The following is a 20,036-nucleotide window of genomic DNA, read 5'->3' on the forward strand; positions in this document are numbered from 1 at the left end:
TTACAATAAAAGTAACACTCTCAATTTCATTTGTGACTCCTATCCTTTTTGCTTATACTGTAAAGTAGCAAGGTTTTGTTGAAATAGAAGGAGATTGTTTATGAGTAAAACGAAACAATTAATAGAGGAAGCAAGTAATTTTATTACGATTTGTTATAAGGAGCTTCATAAAGAACAATTGATAGAAGAACGTATAAAAGAAATTCAAATTGAGATAGAGAAGACAGGGACATATGAGCATACATTTGAAGAACTTGTTCATGGTTCACGAATGGCATGGCGTAACAGTAATAGATGTATTGGAAGACTATTTTGGAGTAAGATGCACATATTAGATGCGCGCGAAGTAAATGATGAAGAGGGTGTATATAATGCATTAATTCATCATATTAAATATGCAACGAACGATGGAAAAGTTAAACCAACCATTACGATTTTTAAGCAATATCAAGGTGAGGAAAATAATATACGAATTTATAATCACCAATTGATTCGATATGCAGGATATAAAACAGAAATGGGAGTGATCGGTGACTCGCATTCCGCTACATTTACGGACTTTTGTCAGGAGCTTGGCTGGCAAGGAGAAGGTACGAATTTCGATGTATTGCCACTTGTATTTTCTATAAACGGGAAGGCGCCTACATATAAAGAAATTCCGAGGAAAGAAGTAAAAGAAGTGCCAATTGAACACCCAGAATACCCTATTTCATCACTTGGAGCAAAATGGTATGGGGTTCCAATGATTTCAGATATGCGCTTAGAAATTGGCGGTATTTCTTATACAGCCGCTCCGTTCAATGGATGGTATATGGGAACAGAAATTGGGGCGCGCAACTTAGCGGATCATGATCGTTATAATTTACTTCCGGCTGTTGCGGAGATGATGGATTTAGATACATCGAGAAACGGTACGTTATGGAAGGATAAGGCGCTAATTGAGTTGAATATTGCCGTACTACACTCTTTTAAAAAACAAGGAGTTAGTATTGTTGATCATCATACTGCTGCACAACAATTTCAGCAATTTGAGAAGCAAGAAGCTGCTTGTGGTCGTGTTGTAACAGGTAATTGGGTGTGGCTTATTCCACCATTATCTCCAGCTACCACTCATATTTATCATAAACCGTATCCGAATGAAATTTTGAAGCCAAATTTCTTTCATAAATAATATTTAGTGCAGTTTTTTTCTGCAAAATATATTTTTTTTAATTACTGTTATGTAGCAAATGGAAGCCTTTACTCTCGGTTATTTTTGGAAGAGGATTTTTGAACCAAGGAGTTCCTTATGTTATAATCAAATTTCTGTTTCGAAGACCTTATAGAAATATAAGGTCTTTTGTTTTGCTTTTTTATGTAAGAGAAAGAGATTTTTTCTTTTTAATAAGGGATTTGGCATGTTTTTAGGGACAACATAAGTATGTGGGAAGTCGATAAAATGTTATGCATATATAATTATTGTGTTTTGGGTTTAAACAATAAAACATAATAAAGTTGTTTTTTTAGATTGCTGAGGAAGGAGGAAGTGTAAATGAGGATGAAGAGTCGAAAAACTGATTGGCCTGTGTTTATTATTAGCGGTGGTTCACTTTTATTATTTGTAATTGCAGTTTTTTTGAACAAGGATTATGTAGAGAGTGCGATTAATAACAGTTTCGCTTTTTCAATTAAATATTTTGGTGCCTTCTGGCAAGTTTTATTATTAGGTACATTTATTGTTGCGATGTGTATGGCGTTCTCCAAATATGGGAGAGTTAAACTTGGGGGATTAGAAAAAACTGAGATTAGTACGGCAAAATGGCTTGCTATTATTATGTCTACATTACTTGCCGGAGGTGGCGTTTTTTGGGCAGCAGCAGAGCCAATGTACCATTTGATGACGGTGCCACCAATACATGATGGTATATCTGCTGGAACGAAAGAAGCAGTTATGCCTGCTTTAGCACAAAGTTATATGCATTGGGGATTTTTAGCATGGACGATTTTAGGTACAATTAGTGCGGTAGTTATGATGTATGGACATTATCATAAAGGTATGCCGCTAAAACCTCGAACGCTTTTATATCCTATTTTTGGGGAAAAATTAAGAAAGAGCCTGCTTGGAACGATAATTGATGCAGCTGCAATTATTGCAGTAGCTGCAGGTACAATTGGCCCAATTGGATTTTTAGGTTTACAAGCAAGTTATGGGTTACAAGAATTATTTGGAATTTCTGATGTATTTACTACTCAATTAGCAATTATTGTTTGTGTAGTGGCCGTGTCTACCATATCGGCAGTAACAGGTATTGATAAAGGGATTCAAATTATAAGTAATTTAAATGTTAGATTAGCAATTTTGTTAATGGCATTCATATTACTATTTGGGCCAGGTGGATTTATTATTGATTCGTTTGTTTCTTCGTTTGGATTTTATGTAAGTGAGTTTATACCGATGAGCACATACCGTGGTGATACAAGTTGGTTAGGATCTTGGACAATCTTTTTCTGGGGATGGTTTATTGGATACGGACCAATGATGGCAATTTTAGTGAGTCGAATTTCAAGAGGGAGAACGATTCGAGAAATCATCATTGCAATTGGAATTATCGCACCTATTATTACAACGTTTTGGTTTACTATATTAGGTGGATCAGGTGTGTTTTATGAGTTAATGAATCCTGGTTCTATCTCGGATGCATTAAGTGAATCTGGTATGCCGGCAGCTATGATTGCAATTACAGGACAATTGCCACTTTCTAATATTATTGGACCAGCATTTCTTTTATTAACAATTTTATTTGTAGTGACAACAGGAGATTCAATGGCGTATTCCATTTCAATGGCAGTGACTGGAGACGGAGATCCTAGAATTAGTTTGCGAATTTTTTGGTCGCTTATTATGGGAGCAGTTGCAGCAATTCTTTTATATATGGGTGAAGGAAGTATTAATGCGCTACAATCGTTTATCGTAGTGACGGCAGTTCCGGTATCAATTTTGTTATTCCCGATGCTATGGTTAGCGCCTAAAGTTGCGGGAGAATTAGCATTAAAACAAGGTATTGTAAAAGAAGAAGATAAAACTGCATTCTTATTTCAGAAGGCTAGTAAATCAAAATAAATAAAAACGTAAAAGAGGAAGCATCTTAAATGAGATGCTTCCTCTTTTACGTTTAATCTAATACTTTTCCCTTTGTTTCTGGTACACATAGTAGCATTGTAATTAACCCGATTGGGTAGATGATAAAAATCAGGGATAATGCTCCAAGTAGGTTGCCACCTGTAGCGAGTAAGCCGATGATAACAGGCCCAAATCCAGCTAATCCACGTCCTGTACCGAAAATAAAGTTTTCTGCGGTAGAGCGAGCTTCAGAAGGATAGTTTTCAGCTAAAATTGCCCCAAATCCTCCCATCATTCCATTTGCAAAGAATCCAAGCAATGCACTTCCCCATAATAATAATGTTGAATCTGTGAATAAGAAGAAGTAAATGAGACAGTATATTGTACCGCCAATATAATAAATTGCAAAAGTTTTACGACGACCAATTTTATCAGCTAGAATACCAAAGGTTGCAATTCCAATTAGCATACCGATGGTAGAAATGAACATCCAGCCACTTGCTTTTGCTAATGTATAGTTATATTTATTTGCTAAAATAGTTGGCATCCATGTGAAGATTCCGTAATATCCGAAGTTCTGGATAAATGACATAATAATAAGACCGATTGTTGTGATTGTTACTTTTTTACTGGCAAATAACTTTCGAAGTGGGAATTTTTTTATATGTTTTAGTTGTTCTGCTTCAGTAGGTGTTAATTTACCTGCAGCTTCTTTTTGTAATAGTTCTTTTTTGTAGCGTTGTTTTTGCTCCCATATTTTCGGTTCACTTAAACTTTTACGGACATAGACAGCTAGTAAAGCTGGAATTAATCCAAATAAGAAAACGGCTCTCCATCCAAAATGCGGGACAATAAATGCTGGAAGGAGTGAAGCAACCAGTACACCAAATTGCCATCCAAGTGCAACAACAGATGTCGCTTTAGCGCGCATTTCTTTAGACCATGTTTCTGTTACAATGGCCATTCCGATTCCGAATTCACCACCAACTCCCATTCCAACTAAAAAGCGAAGAATTAATAATTGCCAGTAGTCTGTTGCGAAATAAATGAGTGCGGTTGCTAGTGAAAACAGTAAGATTGTGAAGGCCATTGTACGAATACGTCCAAATAAATCAGCAATAAATCCAAATAAATAAGAACCAATTAACATCCCTATTGTGGTAGCTAATGTTAAGTTTCCACCTTCAACAGGACTTAAGTGAAACTCTTTTAAAATATAGACAAGTACGAAAGATAATAGCAACATATCTAAACCTTCTGCTGCATATCCTAGCGCAGAACCAAATAATGTTTTATATCTTTTCGCTTTCGTCTCCTCTGTTATTTGTTGTACATCAGTAGTGACGTTCATTATTACTCCTCCTTATTTTCTACAGTCGCTATGGAAGAATAACAAAAGGCCTTCTCACCTGATATGATGAGAAGGCCAAAAAAGCATACGTATCCCAAAAAAAGAACATACGTATATTGTATTCCGACTTCCTTCTCAACCTCACGGGGTTGGGTTAAAGGACTGTATTATATTACTTTATTTTTAGCACTCTTCTATTGTATTGTCAAATAAAGAGGAAGTTATTATGTGTAAAATATTTCAAAAAATACTTCGTTCTTCTTGACGCCGACTTCATTATTTTCCCATAATAAAACTAACTAAATAAAAAGGAATGAATCAAAGATGCTAAATTTAGTACTCATGATGATTGAACGAGTCGGACTTATAGTTATTTTAGGATTTTTACTCTCTCATATTAAAACTTTCAGACGTCTCCTTCATAAACAGGATGGCTATGTAGATAAGCTTAAGCTTATTTGTATTTTTTCGGTATTTACAATTGTAAGCAATTACACTGGGATTGAAATAGCAGGAAATACGATTATGAATGAAAATTGGTTACAAGGTGTTTCTTCGTCAAGTACAATTGCGAATACGCGTATTATGGGTGTTGGTATTAGTGGCTTACTTGGTGGCCCTATCGTAGGGGTTGGAGTAGGGTTTATTGCTGGTATTCATCGTTATATGCTTGGTGGTACGACAGCGCTAAGTTGCGCAATCTCTTCTATTTTAGCGGGGATTATAACTGGTTATATCGGATATATCTTCAAAAAATATAATCGTACAATTACTCCTAAGTTTTCAGCAGTTTTAAGTGTTTTTATCGTATCTTTAGAAATGGTTATGATTTTATTAATTATAGAGGATGGAATTAGCGTTGTGAAAACAATAGCGATACCGATGATTCTTGTAAATAGTTTTGGAAGTTTTATTTTACTTTCTATGATACAAGCTATTTTGCGTCAGGAGGAGAATGCAAAAGCACTTCAGACTCATAAAGTATTGCGTATTGCTGATAAAACGTTACCGTATTTTCGTCAAGGTTTAACAGAAGAATCGTGTAAGCATGTGGCACAAATTATTCACCGCTTTACAGGAACGGATGCGGTATCTTTAACAGATACAGAGAAAATATTAGCGCACGTTGGATTAGCGTCAGATCACCATATTCCTTCACATAGTTTAATAACTGGTTTATCAAAAGAAGTTTTACATACAGGGCAAATAATGAAGGCGAAATCACGTGAGGTTATTAATTGCCAACATGAAAGCTGTCCCTTACAAGCCGCTATTGTTATTCCACTAACTTCACATGGAAATACGATAGGTACATTAAAACTGTATTTCAAAAATTCTAACCAGTTAAGTCGCGTTGAAGAAGAATTAGCAGAGGGGTTAGCAAAGATATTCTCCACGCAGTTAGAGTTAGGAGAAGCTGAGTTGCAAAGTAAATTACTTCAAGATGCGGAGATAAAAGCATTACAAGCACAAATTAACCCGCACTTTTTATTTAATGCGATTAATACAGTATCAGCTTTATGCCGAACAGATGTAGAAAAAGCAAGGAAGTTATTATTACAGCTGAGCGTGTATTTTCGTTGTAATTTGCAAGGGGCACGTCAGTTATTGATTCCACTAGAGCAAGAATTAAACCACGTACAGGCATACTTATCATTAGAACAAGCAAGGTTCCCAAATAAGTATGAGGTAAAGATGTATATTGAGGATGAGCTAAAGACAACTTTAGTACCACCATTTGTTCTTCAACTATTGGTTGAAAATGCACTGCGACATGCTTTTCCGAAGAAGCAACCAATATGCGAAGTGGAAGTGCATGTTTTTGAAAAAGAGGGTATGGTTCACTTTGAAGTAAAAGATAATGGACAGGGAATTGAGGAAGAACGTTTAGAACAATTAGGAAAGATGGTAGTTTCATCAAAGAAAGGGACTGGAACAGCTTTATATAATATTAATGAACGTCTTATTGGGTTATTTGGGAAAGAAACGATGCTTCATATCGAAAGTGAATTAAATAAAGGGACGGAGATTACCTTTATTATTCCAAAAAAAGTAGGGGAGGAAGAGCCGGGTGTTAAAAGTATTAGTAGTTGACGATGAAATGTTAGCACGTGATGAACTAAAGTATTTATTAGAGAGAACGAAAGAAGTTGAGATAGTTGGTGAGGCTGATTGTGTGGAAGACGCATTAGAAGAACTAATGCAAAGTAGACCAGATATTGTGTTTTTAGATATTCAATTATCCGATGATAACGGATTTGAAATCGCGAATATATTAAAGAAGATGAAAAATCCACCTGCAATTGTATTTGCTACTGCCTATGATCAATATGCGCTGCAAGCATTTGAAGTAGATGCGTTAGACTACATTTTAAAACCATTTGATGAAGAACGTATTGTGCAAACATTAAAGAAGTATAAAAAACAAAAACAAGCGCAAATAGAAACGAAGCACGAAATAAAGGGGACAGATGTAGCAGCAGAGATGCATAAATTAGCATTACCAATTGAAGAATCAATCGTACTTGTGAATATTGAAGACATTATATATGTAGGGCTTGTAGATGGGAAAGTAACAGTAAAAACAATGAGGGAAACGTATGTAACACATGATACACTTGTAATTTTAGAGAAGAAGTTACCACAAGCAAGCTTCATGCGCATCCATCGTAGCTTTATTGCGAATATTAATCATATTACTGAAATTCAGCCATGGTTCAATTCTACTTATAATTTAATCATGAAAGAAGGATCGAAAGTACCTGTTAGCCGTACATATGCAAAAGAACTCAAGAAGCTGCTTCGTATTTAAGAAGCAGCTTTTGTATTTCATCCTTTTATATTTGTAACTGATTCTGTATATTTGACGTTCTGTTATGTAAACGCTTACTTTAGTGTTTATGTCCTATACAATAAAGGTACCAAATCGAAAGAGGTGGCCAAAATGAGTACGAAAAAAGTATATAGTTTCTTATCACAAGTATTTATATTCTCAGCTATTATGTTAATTTCAAATATTATTGCAACGCATTTACCAATTCCAATGCCTTCATCGGTAATCGGGTTAGTTATTTTATTTAGTCTATTATGTTTAAAAGTAATTAAATTGGAGCAAGTTGAATCACTTGGAACAGCTTTAACCGGCATTATCGGATTCCTTTTCGTCCCATCAGGTATTTCAGTTATTAATTCTCTTGGTGTAATGGGGCAATACTTTGTACAAATTTTAACTGTAATTGTTGTAGCAACAGTTATTTTACTCGCTGTAACAGGATTATTTGCACAATTCATTTTAGGAAAAGATGAAAAAGAAACAGAAGATACAAAAGAATTGAAAATAGTAAATAAAGGACGCAAGCACGGAAAGGTTGCGTAACCATTGAATTTATATATTGTTAGGAGGTAATGAACATGGCAAGCACAATGACTCCATATTTCGGAATCGTCGTTTCATTAATCGCATACGGAATCGGAACATTATTATTCAAGCATTCAAAAGGGTTCTTCCTATTTACACCATTATTCGTAGCGATGGTATTAGGGATTGTCTTTCTAAAGGTAGGTAACTTTACTTTTGAAGAATATAATACTGGTGGAAAAATGATTAGTTTCTTCTTAGAGCCAGCAACAATTGCATTCGCTATCCCGCTATATAAACAAGTTGATAAGTTGAAAAAATATTGGTGGCAAATTTTATCAGCTATCGTGGTTGGATCTATTTGTTCAGTAATTGTCGTGTTCATTGTTGCAAAAGCAATCGGTTTAGATACAGCAGTAATGAATTCAATGCTACCACAAGCAGCAACAACAGCAATTGCGTTACCAATTTCAGAAAGTATTGGTGGTATTCCTGCAATTACATCGTTTGCGGTTATTTTCAACGCAGTTATCGTATACGCATTAGGAGCATTATTCTTAAAAACATTTAGAGTGAAACATCCGATTGCAAAAGGTTTAGCACTTGGAACAGCGGGCCATGCACTAGGAGTTGCAGTAGGAATTGAAATGGGTGAGGTAGAGGCAGCGATGGCAAGTATCGCTGTAACGGTAGTTGGGGTTGTAACAGTAGTTGTCATCCCGATGTTCATGCCATTCATTGGATAGTAAAACTTACTTAAAAAATAAGAAAAGCAAGCTATTTGTAGGACAGATTTCTACTGATAGCTTGCTTTTTATGTTACAGTAGTGGTAAGACCTATTTAAAAAAATGTAAGTTTCCTTAAATCTTCATTAATACTATGTAGAATACGTTTTGAATTAGGTCATTGTATTGTAAAATAAGAAGTAAGCTACTATATACCTGTTAAGGTAGGCATATAATGAGTTTATAAAAATCTTAATATGAATGAATAATTAAAAGTAGAAAAGAGAGAGAAATCTACTTATTAACGTTTTAGTTTATAGGACAGGAGAGAGTATTCGTCGATTATGCAAATAAAAAACCTGTTTCAAAGCAAAGGATTTCAGAGGTTACTCGTATTAGTAATACTTGCTCTCGTGTTATACGGGCTGCAAAGTATGTTGAATTTAATATTAATTACGTTTATTCTCACGTATTTAATGGATCGATTCCAAAAGTTTATTTCCCGCAAATTAGATCATTTCATGCCTATTAATCGAAAAATTATTATAGCATTTCTATATGTAATGTTAATTGGTGGAATTGCTATTACACTATTTAAATATTTACCAGTATTAACGATACAAATTTCACAATTGATTTACCAATTCAATGTATTTTTAAGAAACCCACCAGATAGTGAACTAATTAAGTATGCAGTTAATGCTGTCAATCATATGGAGCTTTCTAAATATGTAGGACAAGGCGTAGACATTTTGTATAAATCAATTACGAATGTTGGTAAATTTGGTCTTCAAGTTTTACTTTCTTTAATTTTGAGTTTGTTTTTCTTACTAGAAAAATCTCGTATTGTTGGTTTTACTGCAAAGTTTAAAGAAAGCAGGCTTGCAATTTTCTATACTGAAATTGAGTACTTCGGTAAGAAATTTGCACGTTCATTCGGAAAAGTAATCGAAGCACAATTTTTAATTGCAGTTGTTAACTGTGTTTTATCCGTGATTGCACTATGGATATTAGGATTCCCGCAATTATTAGGTTTAGCATTAATGATTTTCTTGCTTGGATTAATTCCAGTAGCGGGGGTTATCATTTCGTTATTCCCACTTTGTATGATTGCTTACAATATTGGCGGTATTATGTACGTTGTTTATATTTTAGTTATCGTAACAGTGATTCATGCGCTTGAAAGTTACGTATTAAATCCGAAGTTTATGTCGCAAAAAACAAATTTACCGATTTTCTATACTTTTATGGTATTAATTTTCTCAGAGCACTTCTTAGGTGTATGGGGACTGATTATCGGTATTCCAATCTTCATTTTCTTACTAGATGTTTTAGACGTGACAAGTGATGAAATTGAGAAGGATGTTGGAACAAAATAAAGTGAAGTAGAGAAAAAGCATCGATGTTCGATGCTTTTTCTTTTATAACATTATGTTTCTTATGCCATACTGTAAGGAGAATATAGAATAGGGGTGAAGTAATGGCTGTAAATGAAAAGGTAGAATTGGCTACATTTGCTGGAGGGTGTTTCTGGTGTATGGTTTCTCCATTTGAAGAGATGGAGGGAATTATACAGGTTGTTTCAGGTTATACAGGCGGTCATAAAGAGGACCCAACGTATAAAGAAGTGTGCTCAGAAACAACAGGACATTATGAAGCAGTACAAATTACATTTGATGCAAATAAAATGCCGTATGAGGAATTGTTAAATATATATTGGAGACAAATTGATCCGACTGATATTGGGGGACAATTCCACGACCGCGGGCAGTCTTATGAAACGGTGATTTTTTATCATAATGAAGAACAACATAAAAAAGCTGAGGCCTCAAAAGAAGAGCTTGAGCAGAGTGGACGCTTTTCAAAACCAATTGCGACAAAAATACTACCAGCAGCTACATTTTATCCAGCTGAAGAATATCACCAAGGATATCATAAGAAAAACACATTCCGCTATGAGTTATATCGTAAAGGCTCAGGACGAGATGCTTTTATTAAGCAACATTGGCCAAAGGATAATGCTCATTTAAAAGAAAAACTCAATGAGATGCAGTTTTATGTAACACAGGAAAATGGTACAGAACCACCATTTCGAAATGAGTATTGGAACCATAAAGAGGAAGGTCTTTATGTAGACATCGTTTCAGGTGAGCCGCTGTTTACTTCTCTAGACAAATTTGATAGTGGATGTGGATGGCCTAGTTTTACAAAACCAGTTATGTCAGCAAGTGTGAAAGAAAAGATGGATGTGAGTCATAATATGACACGTACAGAAGTGAGAAGTAAAGAAGGAGACTCACATCTTGGGCACGTATTTCCAGACGGTCCAGGACCAAATGGCCTTCGTTACTGTATTAATTCCGCAGCTCTTCGATTTATTCCAAAAGAGGAATTAGAGAAAGAAGGCTATGGCGATTTCCTAATCTTGTTTGGAAATAAAAAATAACCTCGCAGTTAGCGAGGTTATTTTTTTGTTATTTTGCTTTTTTCTTTTTGAACTTGCTTAATACTTCATAAACGATTGGAACAATAAGAAGTGTTAATAACGTTGAACTTGTTAATCCACCAATTACTGTTACACCAAGTCCTTTAGAAATTAAGCCACTACCTTCAAATCCTAATGCAAGCGGGATAAGAGCACCGATTGTTGCAATTGCAGTCATTAAAATTGGACGAAGGCGTGTTGCACCAGCTTCTAATAAAGCTTCACGTGTTGATAGACCTTCATTTTCTTTATGAATAACGCGGTCGATAAGCACGATTGCGTTTGTTACAACGATACCGATTAACATAAGCGCACCAATCATTGCAGATACACTTAATGTTTCACCAGAGATTAATAAGGCAACAAGAGCCCCAATAATTGTGAATGGTAGCGAGAATAAAATTGCGAATGGTGCAAGAGCACCGCCAAATGTAACGACAAGAACGAAGTATACAATGGCAATCGCAGCTAACATCGCTAAGCCCAGTTGTTTGAATGATTCTTCAATATCTTTAGTAACACCGCCCATAGAAACATCTACACCGGAAGGAAGATCCATTTTATCTACTTCTTTTTGGACTGCAGCAGATGCTTTTGAAACGTCATCAGATGTTAGTTTTGCACTAACCTCTGCATAAACGCGTCCATCTCGGTGTGTTACTGTATTCGATGTTTCACCTTCTTTTACAGTCATAACATCTTTCACAGCTACTTCATTACCAAGTGGTGTTGTAATTTTGCGATTTGTTAAGTCATCGATTGTTTCATAATTTTGTTTTTCAGCTTCTACATATACATTGATATCTTTACCGTCTTTTTTAATTGTTGTCAGAACAGGGCGATCATGTTGATTAGAAAGTCCCATTCCAATTTGAGCAGCCGTTAAGCCCATTTTACTTAGCTTTTCTTGATCTGCGACTAAAGTGTACTCTGCATATGTTTTTGCAATACTAGAATCTATATCTTTTAAGTCTTTATTTTTCTTCATGATATTTTGAATATCTTTTACGACAGGCTTAATGTCTTCTGAGCTATCTCCGTAAACGTATAGTTTAATTTCATTACTACCGCCACTTGCTCCGAAGTCTTGGTTTTTCCATTCGCCTTTGCCAGACATCTTCTGTAAATCTTTAACGACTTGTTCTTTCTCTTTTTCGAAGTTTTTCGTGTCGTTATCATATTGCACGAAGAACATTGCTTGGTTTGATTGACCAGGACTCATTGGATTCTCTCCACCTAATGAGAACTGAATTGTTTTGACGTCTTTATTATCTTGGAAGTGCTTCTCAGCTTTTGTTGCAATTTTTTCAACGTCTTCTAACGTTTGACCTGGTTCAGGATTATATGTTGCAATAATCATTTTTTCTTCTTCAGAAGGTAAGAAACTTACACCGATAACTGGTACAAGTGCAAGACTACCAACCAATAGAAGGACAGCGATACTTGATGTAATAATTTTGTGATTTAAAGCCCATGCAAGTATGCGTTTATAACCATTTGCTAATTTACTTGGCTTTTCTTCATGATGTACTTCTTTTTCCCTCATACTCTCTTTCTTAAATAAAGAGTGAGCTAGCATCGGTACGATTGTAACAGCTACTAGTAATGATGCTAATAAAGCGAAGACGATAGTTAAGGCAAATGGTAAGAACATTTCACCAATCATACCTTTTACTAGTCCAAGTGGTAAAAATACAGCAATTGTTACAATGGTAGAAGACATAATTGGGATAAACATTTCTTTCGTAGCTTCACGAATTAAATCTTTTCCGCGCAATTTCTCTTCTGATAACGACATACGTCGGTAAATATTTTCAATAACAACAATTGAGTCATCGACAACGCGGCCTATAGCAACGGTCATTGCTCCAAGTGTCATAATGTTAAGCGTAATATCCATTTGCTTTATGACTAAAACAGCAATTAATAAAGAAAGTGGTATTGAAACGACAGAGATTAACGTTGTTCGAATATTTCGTAGGAACAGCATAATAATAACAATCGCAAAGATAGCACCGAAAATTGCTTTGCTTAGCATTGTTTCAACTGATTTTTCAATAGGTGCACCTTGGTCGAATGTTGAAATGATCTCTAAATCTTTATATTTTTTCTCAAGATCTTTTACTTTATCTTTTACTGCATTTACAACATCAACTGTATTTGCATCAGAGGCCTTCACAATTTGAATTCCAATTGCTTCTTTTCCATTTGTTCGAGAAATGGATTCTGCTTTCCCAACTTCTTTAATGTCAGCAATTTCGTCTAATGTAACTGTTGGAATCCCGTTCATAGCAGTTGGATTCATTTGCGGCGTTTGTGCACCAGCGCCAGCATTTTGACTACCTTGACCGTTAGGTGAGGAAGGTATAGCTGGGATTTTAAGTTCTTTTAATGCTTTAATCGTTGTAATATTGCCATCTACAACAACTGATTTTTCCGTTTCTTTAAATGTGTATAAGCCAAGTGGTAAAGATACATCCGATCCCTTAATCACATTTTTTACAGTATCTTCACTTAGTCCTAGTTCTTTCATTTTATCTTTCTTGAAGACAAGCTGTACTTCATCTACTTGTTGGCCAGCAATTTGGACAGATGCAACACCATCAAGTCCTTTTAATCCTGGTACAACATTTTTTTCTACATTTTCAGTTAAGGTAGCTAAAGATTCATTCTTGCTTGCTACGCTTAACGAAATAACTGGGAAAGCATTGAAGTTTACTCGTGAAACTTTAGGATCTTTAACACCTTCTGGGAGTTTTACATTTGTGAGAGCTTCTTTAATTTCTGTTTCTGCTTTTTCCATATTTTTATCAAAATCGTATTCTACTTGAATAGAAGATGCGTTTTGAAAAGATGATGAGCTTACAACGTTAACACCGCTTAAATTTTGTAGTTGTTCTTCCATCGGCTTTGAAACTTTATCAGCTACTTCTTCTGGTGTAGCACCAGGATAGACCGTAGTTACTGTTACAATCGGTGTTGTAATATCAGGAATTGTTTCCAGCTTCATATTGAGTCCAGAGTAGATCCCTGCAATAGTAACAATAATGGTTAGTAGCCAAACTGCGAACTTATTTTTTAACGAGAAATTGATGATTTTGTTCATGTTTGCGCTCCCTTTTTATTGTATTGACCAACTGGTCAGTCTAATACATAATATAACTGACCAGTTGGTCAATCGTCAATAAAAAGAGATGGTATAATACATTTATAATAAGATGCGAGATTAAATTTAGGAGAGAAGATATGAAAGAAAAAGAGCGTTTAATTATAGAAGCGGCTATGAAGTTATTTGCGACTAAGGGTGTAAATGCAACGTCGGTACAAGAAATCGTCACCACTTGTGGTATTTCAAAGGGAGCTTTTTATTTGTACTTTAAATCGAAAGATGAGCTTTTATTAGCGACGCTTCGATATTATTATGAAAAAATCCAAAAGAAAATGCTGGATATTGAAAAAGAGTCTTTACTACCACGTGAAAAATTTGAAAAGCAATTATACTTTCAGTTTACTGATGTGCAAAAACATAAAGAGTTTATTATTATGCATGCAAGAGAAAATGCCATTCCGTTTAATAAAGAAGTGGAAGAATTTATGATGCGGATGAAGTTAGAGTCTCATGCATTTTATCGGAATAGTTTATTGTCCATTTATGGTGAAAAGGTTATGCCATATTTATTGGATTTAGTAATTATGGTAGAAGGTATATGCCGTGGGTATTTAGAATTAATTATTTTACAAGCACTAGAAATTGATTTGTCCTATGTATCGATATTTATTTTAAAAAGGATAGATCATTTAGTAGATGGGCTCATAGAATCTTTGGAAGAACCTGTTCTACACGAAGAAGGGCTTGGGGAGTTTGTTTGTAAATCAGACCTTATTAAGGAGCAAGTTAAAGAACGTTTTTTAAAAGAAATCATTGTGTTTAAGCGAACATTAGCTGATCAATTAGAAGATGATGAATTGCTTGTTACATTAGATGTTTTAGAGTCAGAAATGAGGTCAAACCCTAGAATTCCAGTCATTCAAGGGATGTTATCTAACTTAGAGGTATATCCAAATTTAAAGGAATTTCGCTTGCGGATTATGGAGTATTACAATATAAAAAGGTAACAATGATGGCTTTCATTGTTACCTTTTTATTATATATTCACTATTTCTTTTTTCTGTACAGTCTCTTCTTTTTCAAGGTTAATTGTTTCTTTCACGATATAAATTGGACGGTTTTTACTTTCGTCATAAATACGAGCAATATATTGACCGACGATTCCAAGGCCAAGTAACTGAATACCGCTAAAGAATGTAATAGCGACCATAATAGATGCCCAACCTGTTTGCGTACCAGAGCCAATAATTTTCACAGTAATTGTATATACTAAGACAATTATTGAAATGAGAACTGATAATAAGCCTAAAGTCATAACTATACGTAACGGTTTTGTTGAAAACGCAATAATGCCATCAGATGCAAATTTAATCATTTTCTTCAATGGGTATTTTGTTTCACCAGCAAAGCGCTCGTCACGTTCATATTCAACATACGTTTGGCGGAAGCCAACCCAAGACATCATCCCACGAATGAAACGATTGCGCTCAGTCATTTGATTGAAAACATCAGCTACTTTACGATCGATGATTCGGAAATCACCAGTATCTTTTGGGATATCGATATCGGACATGTAATTTAAGAATTTATAGAAATACTTAGCTGTTAAAAGTTTAAACCAAGTTTCACCTTTACGTTGTTTACGTTTTGCATAAACAACTTCATATCCTTCTTCCCATTTTGCAATAAGTTCAGGAATAACTTCAGGTGGATCTTGTAAGTCTGCATCTATAATTACAATAGCATCACCTTTTGCAGCAGCAATACCAGCTGTAACGGCTACTTGATGTCCAAAGTTACGCGCGAAATTAACGATTTTTGTACGGTAATCATTTGATGCAATCTCAGATAAGATTTCCATTGTACGGTCTGTGCTACCGTCGTTTACAAAGACAAACTCGTAATTAATATCATTTTGAAGCATAACGGACTTTAAACGGTTATAACATTCCTGCGCTACTTCTTCCTCGAAGTACATAGGAACTACAACCGAAATTAATTTTTGCATGTTGTATCCTCCGTAGTTTTAATAAGTTGTTTAAGTTTAATTAGTAGCCTTTTCAGTTTGGTTGAATGTCCAAATTTTATTAAGGACAAAATTGATAACCATTCCGACACCAATTGCGAAAATCTGTGCAATTAGCGCATTAAAGGCAAGTTTATCTACTAATATAAATAAACATAATGTATTAAAAGCCAATACAATTAAATTTACAGTTAGAAATTTAAAGAACATTGACGTGCTTTTATTATTAGGTTTAAACACCCAATTTTTATTCCAATAGTAGCTATTGGCAACACCAATTAAATAGGCAATGGTATTCGCAATAAGGTAGTTCATCCCAAATTTTAATAATATCCAAAAGCTAATAATTGTAATGAGCGTATTAAAGATTCCTACTAAACCAAACTTTAAGAGTTTCTCCATAATATTATCCTCATTTTTATAAAATATATAAATTTAGGTGGTATAGGAAAAAAGATACCAGTAGATAGTATAACATATTTTTGAACTTCATATTATTTATTTATAAGAAAGTATCTCCAAGGTTGAAAAGGAGGTACTTTGCACTTAATTTCTTTTGAATTTTCGAACGTATTGAAAACATACGTATATCCCATAACTTTGTATTATGCTGAAACTTGGTATTATGAAATACCTGTATCTAGTTTGGTATTCAATTAATAGATGAATTAATACATATCCAACAATTAGTAGTAAGAATAATGTGTAATGAAGATTGTCTTGTTTTGTTACTATAAGGTAAAGAATCGCTATTATTCCGAAGAACATCGCAGCTGTATACATATAGCGCTCATATAGAATAGCATTCTCTTTTAAATCTTGCATCCCATCCAGAATTTCAAAGTTAGGTGTATATAAGCTCCATGATGGTGAAGAATCGGTATCACCCCACATAAGTGCAAACTTCTCTTCAAATAATGATATAACCTTGTCCTTGTCAGCTAATCGTTCTTTAATAATTTTCTTTTCTTCTAAAGTGCGTTCTTCGCCAATCTCTAGAGACATAATATGGCCTGCGTCTTCATGGGAATACCCACCCTTTGTTTCATGGTTAAGACCGACTACAAATTTCCAAAGAGGATCGCGATTCGATAATGGATATTGTGTAATTCCAGAAGAGATAAATGCAAAGCTTATCATGTAGTGAACTAAGTAGAAAACAATAAAAATCCCACATAATTTCTTAAAAGAATTGAAAATGATTTTTTTAGGTTTCCCCAGCATTCCATGTAGGAAGATGTAAATAGCAACAGCAATTAAAATTAACATACCAAGTGGTCGCATAATGTCCCCTAAAGATAATAAGATACCAATAAAAATCCACATATATTCACTTTGCAATCCTTTAGTTACTAATAAATAAAATCCAAAGTAAAAGAAGAAAGTAGCTAGATGTTGATTTGTTAACACAGAACTTAGCATAATACTTGGAATATATAATGCATACATCAATCCAGCGATACGTCCGGACCATTCATTAAATGTTTTCGCAGTGATTTTATAAACAAATATTGTAGTTCCCGTACAAAATAGGACATTTAAAAATTGTAAAGCGAATATTCCTTCTCCAAAAATCTTTATAATGAGCGCTTCATACATCGTAAATCCAAGTTGATACACCCACGAAGTGAAATATATAGTATTTGTAAAACTAAAATCACCGTGGGCAGCTTGAATAGCGCTATTATACATTATTGCAAAATCTGATAAAGGTACGCTTGGTATTTGTAGAATCCAAATTAAGCGAACGATAAAAGCTAATAAAGTAAGTGAAATCACGAATGTTAGCGATGACATATATTTATTTATTAAGCACGCTACTATAAGAAAAACGAGCCCAATTCCAATCATAATAGGAAGACTTACTGAATTTGGAACGTCTAGTTTATCGCTAATTGTGAGATATGATTCCCACGTAATCCATGACAAGATAATGAGACATAGTATTAATAAAGATTTAGTCAAAAAAGAATTGATTCTATTAAATGCTGTAATCGGCATTAAATTTATACACTCCTTCAAATCAATTATATTTTAGTAGTTGAGAATATTCTATTCTTGGTATGTAGAGTATCACCTAAAAGAATACCATGATTAGTTTACTTATCAAAATACGCCCGGGGCTATATAGGAGATGTATTTTATATTTTTATTAGGACGGAATATAAAAATACATTTTTCTTACATAGAAATTAATATGTAAGAAAAATGTAGTGGAAAGTTATGAATTGTGTTGCGACCATTCTTCAACATTCCAAACTTTTGTTATCCAATCTTCATAAAAGTCTGGTTCATGACACACTAAAAGAATTGTTCCTTTGTAAGCTCTCATCGCTTTCTTCAATTCTTCTTTTGCTGTAACATCAAGGTGATTTGTTGGCTCGTCAAATAGTAACCAGTTGCTCTCTTCCCCCATTAGCTTACATAAACGGACTTTCGCTTGTTCGCCACCACTTAATTGGCTTAGAGGACGAGAAATATGTTCGTTTTTTAAACCGCACTTTGCCAACATTGCACGTATTTGATGTTGGTCTAGGCTAGGGAACGTGTTCCAAACATCATCAATCGGTGTTATATTATCAGCTTTCACTTCTTGTTCGAAGTATGATGGGTTTAAGAAATCACCAAGGCTTGTTTTTCCGCTTAATGGTTTGATTTTACCTAAAATCGTTTTTAATAGTGTAGACTTACCTACGCCATTACATCCGACGATTGCAATTTTTTCACCGCGTTCAATTGTCATTGTTAGTTTTGGTAATAACGGGTGTGTATATCCAATTTCTACATTTTCTCCTTCAAAGACGAATCGGCTACTTGCGCGACTTTCTTTAAACGAGAATTCAGGTTTAATCGCCGTCTCAGGACGATCGATACGTTCCATACGATCGAGTTGTTTTTGACGACTTTTTGCACGACCTGTCGTTGAGTAGCGCGCTTTATTCTTCGCAATAAAATCTTCTTGTTTTTTTATAAATTCTTTTTGTTTTTCATAAGCATTAATATGTTGGTTTTTATTAATTTCCGCTAGCTCTAGGAATTTTTCATATGTCGCTGTATAACGCGTCATCTTTGTGAATTCTAGATGGAAAATAACATCGACACATTTATTCATAAATTCCGTATCATGTGAAATTAATAGGAATGCGTGTGGATATTCTTTTAAATAATTTGTTAACCAATGAATATGTTCAACGTCTAAATAGTTGGTAGGCTCATCTAATAGTAATACTTCTGGTTGCTCAAGTAGTAACTTTGCAAGTAATACTTTTGTACGTTGTCCACCACTTAATGCAGCAACATCACGATCTAAACCAATTGCGTCAATTCCAAGACCGCGCGCTGCTTCCTCAATTTTCATATCTAATAAATAGAAACCGCCTGCTTCAAGAGCATCTTGTATTTCCGCCATTTGCTCAAGGAGTTCTTCTAATTCTTCAGGTGTAGCAGTTCCCATTTTTTCTGTAACTTCATTTAAAGCTTTTTCTTTTTTAAATAAAGGTAAAAATGCATCTGCTAATACGTCACGAATTGTACGGCCAGGTGTTAAAATTGTATGTTGGTCTAAGTAACCATAATTTGTGCCAGGTGTCCATTCGACACGGCCTTCATCATGGATAAGTTCACCAGTAATTATATTCATAAATGTTGATTTACCAACACCGTTTGCTCCAACTAATCCAACATGTTCTCCTGCGAGTAAGCGCATGGATACATCTTTAAATAATGTACGATCACCAAATGTATGGCCTAATTTTTCAACAGTTAATAAGCTCATAATGTCCTCCGTTCAATTCTAAATAGTGTCTTGAATCATGATACTAAATTCTTCGATATAATGCTATCATTTCAAAAAATGTATATAAGTAAACAAAGCAAGTTTC

Annotated in this window: 15 protein-coding genes; 9 read left to right on the forward strand and 6 right to left on the reverse strand. The window is 34.6% G+C overall.

Annotated features, from left to right (window positions below):
- Window positions 1–100: 100 nt before the first annotated feature.
- Window positions 101–1,171 (forward strand): nitric oxide synthase oxygenase, encoded by a 1,071-nt coding sequence (locus tag AC1Q8L_RS19560; RefSeq protein ID WP_000047620.1) that lies wholly within the window; start codon window positions 101–103, stop codon window positions 1,169–1,171.
- 360 nt (window positions 1,172–1,531) lie between these two features.
- The gene (locus AC1Q8L_RS19565; protein WP_086387485.1) at window positions 1,532–3,100 is read left to right on the forward strand and encodes a BCCT family transporter; all 1,569 of its coding nucleotides are present in this window, start codon (window positions 1,532–1,534) and stop codon (window positions 3,098–3,100) included.
- A gap of 52 nt (window positions 3,101–3,152) precedes the next feature.
- Here AC1Q8L_RS19565 and AC1Q8L_RS19570 read toward each other — a convergent pair whose 3' ends face one another.
- Entirely contained in the window at window positions 3,153–4,451 is a 1,299-nt protein-coding gene (locus AC1Q8L_RS19570) for an MFS transporter (RefSeq protein ID WP_098311683.1), read from the reverse strand.
- Window positions 4,452–4,775: 324 nt separating this feature from the next.
- On the opposite strand from AC1Q8L_RS19570, the gene lytS reads away from it, so the two are divergent.
- The 6 genes from lytS to msrB all read left to right on the forward strand — a co-directional run bounded on the left by lytS (window position 4,776) and on the right by msrB (window position 10,981).
- Window positions 4,776–6,545: a two-component system sensor histidine kinase LytS gene (lytS, locus tag AC1Q8L_RS19575; protein WP_000933592.1), complete on the forward strand. Its 1,770-nt coding sequence runs from the start codon at window positions 4,776–4,778 to the stop codon at window positions 6,543–6,545.
- Window positions 6,523–7,263: a LytR/AlgR family response regulator transcription factor gene (locus tag AC1Q8L_RS19580; RefSeq protein ID WP_000921848.1), complete on the forward strand. Its 741-nt coding sequence runs from the start codon at window positions 6,523–6,525 to the stop codon at window positions 7,261–7,263. The genes lytS and AC1Q8L_RS19580 overlap by 23 nt, the downstream gene beginning before the upstream one ends.
- A gap of 132 nt (window positions 7,264–7,395) precedes the next feature.
- On the forward strand, window positions 7,396–7,827 hold the full coding sequence (gene lrgA, locus AC1Q8L_RS19585) for an antiholin-like murein hydrolase modulator LrgA (protein WP_000104913.1): 432 nt from the start codon (window positions 7,396–7,398) through the stop codon (window positions 7,825–7,827).
- A gap of 35 nt (window positions 7,828–7,862) precedes the next feature.
- The gene (gene lrgB, locus AC1Q8L_RS19590) at window positions 7,863–8,555 is read left to right on the forward strand and encodes an antiholin-like protein LrgB (protein WP_000168869.1); all 693 of its coding nucleotides are present in this window, start codon (window positions 7,863–7,865) and stop codon (window positions 8,553–8,555) included.
- Window positions 8,556–8,879: 324 nt separating this feature from the next.
- Window positions 8,880–9,914 (forward strand): AI-2E family transporter, encoded by a 1,035-nt coding sequence (locus tag AC1Q8L_RS19595; protein ID WP_001166009.1) that lies wholly within the window; start codon window positions 8,880–8,882, stop codon window positions 9,912–9,914.
- Window positions 9,915–10,015: 101 nt separating this feature from the next.
- The gene (gene msrB / locus AC1Q8L_RS19600) at window positions 10,016–10,981 is read left to right on the forward strand and encodes a peptide-methionine (R)-S-oxide reductase MsrB (RefSeq protein ID WP_000290179.1); all 966 of its coding nucleotides are present in this window, start codon (window positions 10,016–10,018) and stop codon (window positions 10,979–10,981) included.
- A gap of 28 nt (window positions 10,982–11,009) precedes the next feature.
- On the opposite strand, the gene AC1Q8L_RS19605 is transcribed toward msrB, so the two are convergent.
- The gene (locus tag AC1Q8L_RS19605) at window positions 11,010–14,126 is read right to left on the reverse strand and encodes an efflux RND transporter permease subunit (protein ID WP_086387487.1); all 3,117 of its coding nucleotides are present in this window, start codon (window positions 14,124–14,126) and stop codon (window positions 11,010–11,012) included.
- A gap of 140 nt (window positions 14,127–14,266) precedes the next feature.
- Here AC1Q8L_RS19605 and AC1Q8L_RS19610 point away from each other — a divergent pair, with 140 nt between their 5' ends.
- The gene (locus AC1Q8L_RS19610; RefSeq protein ID WP_000659599.1) at window positions 14,267–15,136 is read left to right on the forward strand and encodes a TetR/AcrR family transcriptional regulator; all 870 of its coding nucleotides are present in this window, start codon (window positions 14,267–14,269) and stop codon (window positions 15,134–15,136) included.
- Between the two features lie 29 nt (window positions 15,137–15,165).
- Here AC1Q8L_RS19610 and AC1Q8L_RS19615 read toward each other — a convergent pair whose 3' ends face one another.
- From AC1Q8L_RS19615 to AC1Q8L_RS19630, 4 genes are all read right to left on the reverse strand, one after another.
- Window positions 15,166–16,137: a glycosyltransferase family 2 protein gene (locus tag AC1Q8L_RS19615; RefSeq protein ID WP_001170716.1), complete on the reverse strand. Its 972-nt coding sequence runs from the start codon at window positions 16,135–16,137 to the stop codon at window positions 15,166–15,168.
- 36 nt (window positions 16,138–16,173) lie between these two features.
- Entirely contained in the window at window positions 16,174–16,557 is a 384-nt protein-coding gene (locus AC1Q8L_RS19620) for a GtrA family protein (RefSeq protein ID WP_000413280.1), read from the reverse strand.
- A gap of 144 nt (window positions 16,558–16,701) precedes the next feature.
- Window positions 16,702–18,156, reverse strand: coding sequence for a glycosyltransferase family 39 protein (locus tag AC1Q8L_RS19625; RefSeq protein WP_001122909.1), 1,455 nt, complete (start codon window positions 18,154–18,156; stop codon window positions 16,702–16,704).
- Between the two features lie 220 nt (window positions 18,157–18,376).
- Window positions 18,377–19,930, reverse strand: a complete 1,554-nt coding sequence (locus AC1Q8L_RS19630; RefSeq protein WP_000055383.1) for an ABC-F family ATP-binding cassette domain-containing protein — start codon at window positions 19,928–19,930, stop codon at window positions 18,377–18,379.
- Window positions 19,931–20,036: the final 106 nt, after the last annotated feature.

Source organism: Bacillus sp. GW823-FHT06A11, assembly GCF_058795355.1.

Excerpts from the sequence above, each read along its gene's own strand:
- AC1Q8L_RS19560 (WP_000047620.1), top strand. The coding sequence starts at position 101 with ATGAGTAAAACGAAACAATTAATAGAGGAAGCAAGTAATTTTATTACG.
- AC1Q8L_RS19565 (WP_086387485.1), top strand. The coding sequence starts at position 1,532 with ATGAGGATGAAGAGTCGAAAAACTGATTGGCCTGTGTTTATTATTAGC.
- AC1Q8L_RS19570 (WP_098311683.1), bottom strand. The coding sequence starts at position 4,451 with ATGAACGTCACTACTGATGTACAACAAATAACAGAGGAGACGAAAGCG.
- lytS (WP_000933592.1), top strand. The coding sequence starts at position 4,776 with ATGCTAAATTTAGTACTCATGATGATTGAACGAGTCGGACTTATAGTT.
- lrgA (WP_000104913.1), top strand. The coding sequence starts at position 7,396 with ATGAGTACGAAAAAAGTATATAGTTTCTTATCACAAGTATTTATATTC.
- lrgB (WP_000168869.1), top strand. The coding sequence starts at position 7,863 with ATGGCAAGCACAATGACTCCATATTTCGGAATCGTCGTTTCATTAATC.
- AC1Q8L_RS19595 (WP_001166009.1), top strand. The coding sequence starts at position 8,880 with ATGCAAATAAAAAACCTGTTTCAAAGCAAAGGATTTCAGAGGTTACTC.
- msrB (WP_000290179.1), top strand. The coding sequence starts at position 10,016 with ATGGCTGTAAATGAAAAGGTAGAATTGGCTACATTTGCTGGAGGGTGT.
- AC1Q8L_RS19605 (WP_086387487.1), bottom strand. The coding sequence starts at position 14,126 with ATGAACAAAATCATCAATTTCTCGTTAAAAAATAAGTTCGCAGTTTGG.
- AC1Q8L_RS19610 (WP_000659599.1), top strand. The coding sequence starts at position 14,267 with ATGAAAGAAAAAGAGCGTTTAATTATAGAAGCGGCTATGAAGTTATTT.
- AC1Q8L_RS19615 (WP_001170716.1), bottom strand. The coding sequence starts at position 16,137 with ATGCAAAAATTAATTTCGGTTGTAGTTCCTATGTACTTCGAGGAAGAA.
- AC1Q8L_RS19620 (WP_000413280.1), bottom strand. The coding sequence starts at position 16,557 with ATGGAGAAACTCTTAAAGTTTGGTTTAGTAGGAATCTTTAATACGCTC.
- AC1Q8L_RS19625 (WP_001122909.1), bottom strand. The coding sequence starts at position 18,156 with ATGCCGATTACAGCATTTAATAGAATCAATTCTTTTTTGACTAAATCT.
- AC1Q8L_RS19630 (WP_000055383.1), bottom strand. The coding sequence starts at position 19,930 with ATGAGCTTATTAACTGTTGAAAAATTAGGCCATACATTTGGTGATCGT.